The 5,419-nt window shown below is 70.1% G+C and carries 6 protein-coding genes; 3 read left to right on the top strand and 3 right to left on the bottom strand.

Annotated elements, in window-relative coordinates:
- The 3 genes from G3N94_RS39490 to G3N94_RS39480 all read left to right on the top strand — a co-directional run.
- Positions 1 to 749, top strand: a 749-nt coding sequence (locus G3N94_RS39490; RefSeq protein ID WP_205799616.1) for a biotin--[acetyl-CoA-carboxylase] ligase, incomplete at its 5' end; no start/stop codon positions are given.
- Positions 746 to 1,534: a type III pantothenate kinase gene (locus G3N94_RS39485; protein ID WP_205799615.1), complete on the top strand. Its 789-nt coding sequence runs from the start codon at positions 746 to 748 to the stop codon at positions 1,532 to 1,534. The genes G3N94_RS39490 and G3N94_RS39485, both read left to right, overlap by 4 nt.
- 120 nt (positions 1,535 to 1,654) lie before the next feature.
- Positions 1,655 to 1,897: a hypothetical protein gene (locus tag G3N94_RS39480; RefSeq protein ID WP_205799614.1), complete on the top strand. Its 243-nt coding sequence runs from the start codon at positions 1,655 to 1,657 to the stop codon at positions 1,895 to 1,897.
- A gap of 87 nt (positions 1,898 to 1,984) precedes the next feature.
- Here the strand turns inward: G3N94_RS39480 and rfaE2 are convergent, their stop codons facing one another.
- From rfaE2 to G3N94_RS39465, 3 genes are all read right to left on the bottom strand, one after another.
- The gene (gene rfaE2 / locus G3N94_RS39475; protein ID WP_205799613.1) at positions 1,985 to 2,470 is read right to left on the bottom strand and encodes a D-glycero-beta-D-manno-heptose 1-phosphate adenylyltransferase; all 486 of its coding nucleotides are present in this window, start codon (positions 2,468 to 2,470) and stop codon (positions 1,985 to 1,987) included.
- A 250-nt stretch (positions 2,471 to 2,720) separates the two neighbouring features.
- On the bottom strand, positions 2,721 to 3,596 hold the full coding sequence (locus tag G3N94_RS39470; protein ID WP_205799612.1) for a ferritin-like domain-containing protein: 876 nt from the start codon (positions 3,594 to 3,596) through the stop codon (positions 2,721 to 2,723).
- A 515-nt stretch (positions 3,597 to 4,111) separates the two neighbouring features.
- A complete protein-coding gene (locus G3N94_RS39465) occupies positions 4,112 to 5,323 on the bottom strand; it encodes a patatin-like phospholipase family protein (protein ID WP_205799611.1) in 1,212 nt (403 codons plus the stop codon).
- Positions 5,324 to 5,419 lie beyond the last annotated feature (96 nt).

The raw sequence follows: 5,419 nt of genomic DNA, 5'->3' as shown, positions 1-5,419 counted from the left end.
CCGCGAGCGCGCTCCCCGCGCCGCTCGTACGAGTCGCGTTCGAGCAGACGGCGGGCCGTGGCCGACAGGGCCGGCCGTGGTTCGCGCAGCCGGGCAACGCGCTGCTGTGCTCGGTCGGCTGCATCGTGCCGCGCCCCGTCGACGCGCTCGGCGGCTTGAGCATCGCGATCGGCGTCGCACTCGCCGAAGGGCTCGCCGCGCTGCCGCTCGACGGCCGCTCCGGCATCGCGCTCAAGTGGCCGAACGACGTGCTGCTGACGGCCACCGATGCCGGCTCGACGCAGCTCGTCGGCAAGCTCGCGGGGATCCTGATCGAAACGGTCTGGACGACGGCCGACGCGACGGCCGTCGTGATCGGCTTCGGCATCAACGTGCGCGGCGCGGAGGCCGTCGCCGCGCAGGTCGATGCGCAGCGCGCGCGCGAAGCGTCGCAAGCAGGCGCGCTGCCGCCCGCCGCGCTGTCGTCCGCATGGGCGTCGGCAAACCTCACCGAGACACTCGCCGCGGCGCTGAACGCGCTCACGCCCGCGCTCGCGCAGTTCGCGGCCGACGGGCTCGCGCCGTTCCTGCCGCGCTGGCACGCGCTGCACGCCTACGCGGGCCGCGAAGTGGTGCTGATCGAGCAAGGCGTCGAGCGTGCGCGCGGTATCGCGACCGGCATCGACGCGACAGGCCAGCTGCTGCTCGACACGCCCGCCGGCATCCAGGCGATCGCGGCCGGCGACGTGTCGCTGCGCGAGGCACGATGAGCACTTCGCACCTGCTGATCGACGCCGGCAACAGCCGGATCAAGTGGGCGCTCGCGGACGCGCAACGCACGCTGGTCGAAACGGGCGTGTTCGGCCATGCGCGCGACGGCGGCGCCGATCCGGACTGGACGCATATGCCGCGCCCGCGCGGCGCGTGGATCTCGAACGTCGCTGGCGCGGACGTCGCCGCGGGGCTCGATGCGCTGCTCGACACGCACTGGCCGGGGCTGCCGCGCACCACGATCCGCGCGTGCGCCGCGCAAGGTGGCGTGACCAACGGCTACACGACGCCCGACCAGCTCGGCAGCGACCGCTGGGCCGGCCTGATCGGCGCGCACGCGGCGTTTCCGGGCGAGCACCTGCTGATCGCGACGTTCGGCACCGCAACGACACTCGAGGCGCTGCGCGCGGACGGCCGCTTCACGGGCGGGCTGATCGCGCCGGGCTGGGCCCTGATGATGCGTTCGCTCGGCACGCACACCGCGCAGTTGCCGACGCTGACGACCGACATCGCGAGCGGCCTGCTCGCCGGCGCGCAGTCGGACCCGTTCCAGGTCGATACGCCGCGCTCGCTGTCGGCCGGCTGCCTGTACGCGCAGGCGGGGCTGATCGAGCGCGCGTGGCGCGACCTGAACGACGCGTGGCAGGCGCCGGTGCGGCTCGTGCTCGCGGGCGGTGCGGCAGACGAGGTCGCGCGTGCGCTGACGGTGCCATATACGCGCCACGATGCGCTGATCCTCTCCGGACTGGCGCTGATTGCCGCGGAAATGGTTGCGAATGGTTGAAACGGGACGCGCGCCGCCTGATGCGCGGCGGACCGGGCGAACCGAACGGCCAGCGTCGGCGCTGGCCTGACTGGACGACTGGACGACTGGACGACTGGACGACGGAAAGGAGTATCGACGATGCTGCGCTGGCTGATCGCTGTTCTCTTTCTCGCCAACATGCTCGCGCTCGTGGTGACGCGCGAGGTGCTCGGGCCGCAACCTGCGGCCGGTCCGCGCGAGCCGGGAATCCTGTCGCGGCAGGTGCGACCCGACGCGCTGCGCGTGACGCCGCTCGCGCAAGCTTCCGATCAGGCCGTCAGCGGCGGGCCGATCGCGGCGCCGGCGGTAGCGGCCGAGCCGCTCTCAGCCTCCGCGCCATAACGCCGCATATTGCCGCGAATTATCGAGAATTGCCGTGCATTGCCGCGTATCGGCACGTATCGGCACTTACCGCCGCACGCCGCCCCGTTACGGCTGCTGCGCGCGCACCTTCTTCAGCAGCGCGGTGGTCGAGCGATCGTGCTCGAACGGGATCGCGAGCGCACGGCCGCCCCAGCCGCGCACCAGCGCGGATTCCGGCAGCACATCCATGTCGTAGTCGCCACCCTTGACGAGGATGTCCGGATGGACGGCCTCGATCAGCGACACCGGCGTCTGTTCCTCGAACTTCACGACGAAGTCGACGCTCTCGAGCGCCGCGAGCAGCGCCATGCGGTCGTCCTCGCGGTTGATCGGCCGGTCGCCGCCCTTGCCGAGCATCCGCACCGACGCGTCGCTGTTGACGCCGACGATCAGGCACGCGCCGAGCGCCTTCGCGTCGGCGAGATAGGTGACGTGGCCACGGTGCAGGATGTCGAACACGCCGTTCGTGAACACGACGGGCGACGGCAGCGACGCGCGCAGGGCGGCGAGCGCGTCGCGGGTGATCAGCTTACGTTCGAAGGTAGCGGGCATGATGGGGCGAAAGGCGGAAACGAACGGCGTGCGCGGCGCGCACACCCAAGAAAAAGCCCGTCGGACCGGCCGGACGGGCTTCGTGTCATGCTGACCGGGCAGCGGCCGGCGCGATATGCGGCCGCAGAACAAGTCCGGCGACGCACGGCCAGTGACGCACAGCCGCTGATACACAGCCGATAACGCACGGCCGGCGACGCACGACCTGTAACGCATGGCCGGCACCGGTCCGGCCACGCGCGACCGGACGTCAGGCCGGCTGCGCAGCAGACGGGCCGCTTTCGGACTGCAGACGGCCCGTGACTTCCTTGCGGTACCGGTTGAGTTCCTGCGCGGTCGCGAACGTGCGCTCGAACAGGATCGACAGGTTGTGCAGGATACGTTCGACGACCTTCTTCTCCCACTCGCCGTCGAAGCGGATCTGCTCGTCGAGCCAGCGCTCGAGCCACTCCGGATCGGGCAGGCGCGACTGCACGGTGTCGCGCGGGAACAGCGCCTGGTTCACGTGCAGGTTGGTCGGGTGCAGCGGCTTCTCGGTGCGGCGCGCCGACGCCATCAGCACGCCGATCTTCGCGAACGCCGCGCGTGCGACGTCGCCGCAATTGTTCAGCGCCTTCTTCATGTAGCGCAGGTACGCGCCGCCGTGGCGCGCTTCATCGCGCGAGATCGTTTCGTAGATCTGCTTGATGACCGGCTCGGTGTGCCACTCGGCCGCGCAACGGTACCAGTGGTTCAGGCGGATCTCGCCGCAGAAGTGCAGCATCAGCGTCTCGAGCGGCGGCGCCGGATCGAACTGGAAGCGCACCGCGTGCAGCTCTTCCTCGGTCGGCATCATCTCCGGCCGGAAGCGGCGCAGGTACTCCATCAGCACGAGCGAGTGCTTCTGCTCTTCGAAGAACCACACGCTCATGAAGGCGGAAAAGTCGCTGTCGTGCTGGTTGTCGCGCAGGAACATCTCGGTCGCGGGCAGCGCCGACCATTCGGTGATCGCGTTCATCTTGATCGTCCGCGCCTGCTCGTCGGTGAGCAGCGAAGCGTCGAACTTGTCCCACGGAATGTCCTTCTCCATGTCCCAGCGGACGGCTTCGAGCGACTTGTAAAGTTCCGGATAAAGCATGGTGTTCATGATGGTCCCACCCCTGTTCTGCGCAATGCGACTTCTCTCAAATGTGACCGTTGCAGCAAATGCGCATGCCGATGCGCTTTTTGCAACCAAGACTCTAATTTTACGCGTGAAACCGGCCCCCGGATGCGCGATTCGCATCCGTTCAGCCGCGCGGCGCGTAAGCCGCCGTGGGGCAAGCTGCGTGCCATGCTCCGCTCGAACGGAACGGGCCGCGCGTGCCTGAGTGGGGGCCGGCCACTGGCCGGCTTCATTGGCGAGCCCGTCCGCGGCCCCGTGCGGGGCACCGCTGCCGGCAGGCTGCTCGATATGGTGTATTCGGCGGCGGCCATGATATCACGCGTGCGTGACGGTTCAGAGACGGGTGTCCGGTCGGTTCCCGACAGCCGCCGTGCGGCGATGCGTCGCGGCCATGCGTCGTGAAAACGCAACCGATACGTAATCAACACGTAGCCAACACGTAATCGAAACGCAACCGACACCCGACCGAAATCCAGGCGAAACCCGGCCGAAACGCGTCAGACCCGCATTTCCCCGGCCGTCGGCCCGTCGGCCGGCGACGCGCTCGCGCCGTCCGCGCGCGCGATCCAGCCGGCGAGCGTGTCGCGCTGCGCACAGCCGTCGCGGTAGCCGAGCTCGATCAGCTCGCGCGCGAACGATGCCTCGAACAGCAGGTAGCTCGCGAACGACGCGCCCGCGGGCTGGCTGCCGCCGACCGCGCCGAGCAGCCCGCGCACGGAGAGCGGCAGCTGCTTCAGGTGCTTGGCGGCGATCAGCTCGATGCGCTCGGACGGCGCGATCGCGAGCACGTCGACGTGCCGCCAGCCGCTGTCGACTTCGACCTGGTGCGGCAGGTGCGCGATCATCCGGTTGATGTGCTCGATCCGCTCGATGTCCGAGCCGATCGAGTCGAGGAACACGCTCGCGAGCACCTGCTGGCCGATCTGCGCGAGCGACGGGTAGCCGCGCACGAGGCCCCCGCCGTTCGCGGCGGGGATCTCGGGCCGCGGATCGGCCGCGCCGACGACGACGATCGCGTCCGAGCCGAAGTGGATTGCCGGCGACAGCGGCGCGATCTGGCGGATCGAGCCGTCGCCGAAGTATTCGATCTGGCCGTCGAGCACGAGCGGCACGGCCGGAAACACGAACGGAATCGCCGACGACGCGAGCAGGTGCGACGCGGACAGGTCGACGAGCCGCGCGGTGCGCTGCGCGCGCCGCCACGCCTGGATCGGTTCGGCCGCCTGGTAGAACGTGAGATGCCGGCCGCTCGAATAGCTGAGCGCCGTCACCGACAGTGCGTGCAGGAGGCGCGCCTCGAGCATCTGCTCGATCCGGTGAAAGCTCAGCTCGCGCTGCAGCAGATGCGCGAGCGGCGCGTTGTCGAGGAGCCCGCGCGGCGAGCGGCGCGCGGCCCAGCCGAAACTCACGGTCGCGAGCCAGCGCGCGCCCGCGGCCGCGATGCCGAGCCAGTCGGTGCGGTACACGTAGTCGGCGCGCAGGTGCTCCCAGAATTCGAGCAGGCGACCCACGCCGTGAGGGAAATCGTCCGCGTGGCTCGCGATCGACGTCGCGTTGATCGCGCCGGCCGACGAGCCGCACACGACCGCGAACGGCAGCGTGCGCCGCTGCGGATCGGCGTCGAGCGCGATCTCGGCCAGCGCCTTCAGCACGCCGACCTGATACGCGGCACGCGCGCCGCCTCCCATCAGTACGAGCGCGAGCCGCATCGATCGACCTGCTACATGGACCGCCGCGCCGTCACGTCGAGCGCTTCGGCGGACGGCTCGCGGGCGTCGACGCGGCCGCCGCGCGCGCCGCGGCCG

It is taken from the genome of Burkholderia sp. Ac-20353 (assembly GCF_017104785.1).
In the GTDB taxonomy this organism is placed as follows: Bacteria; Pseudomonadota; Gammaproteobacteria; order Burkholderiales; family Burkholderiaceae; genus Burkholderia.
The sequence above is the reverse complement of the archived record's forward strand: the minus strand, read 5'-3'. Positions and strand labels throughout refer to the sequence as shown.

Excerpts from the sequence above, each read along its gene's own strand:
- G3N94_RS39480 (WP_205799614.1), top strand. The coding sequence starts at position 1,655 with ATGCTGCGCTGGCTGATCGCTGTTCTCTTTCTCGCCAACATGCTCGCG.
- G3N94_RS39470 (WP_205799612.1), bottom strand. The coding sequence starts at position 3,596 with ATGAACACCATGCTTTATCCGGAACTTTACAAGTCGCTCGAAGCCGTC.
- G3N94_RS39485 (WP_205799615.1), top strand. The coding sequence starts at position 746 with ATGAGCACTTCGCACCTGCTGATCGACGCCGGCAACAGCCGGATCAAG.
- G3N94_RS39465 (WP_205799611.1), bottom strand. The coding sequence starts at position 5,323 with ATGCGGCTCGCGCTCGTACTGATGGGAGGCGGCGCGCGTGCCGCGTAT.
- rfaE2 (WP_205799613.1), bottom strand. The coding sequence starts at position 2,470 with ATGCCCGCTACCTTCGAACGTAAGCTGATCACCCGCGACGCGCTCGCC.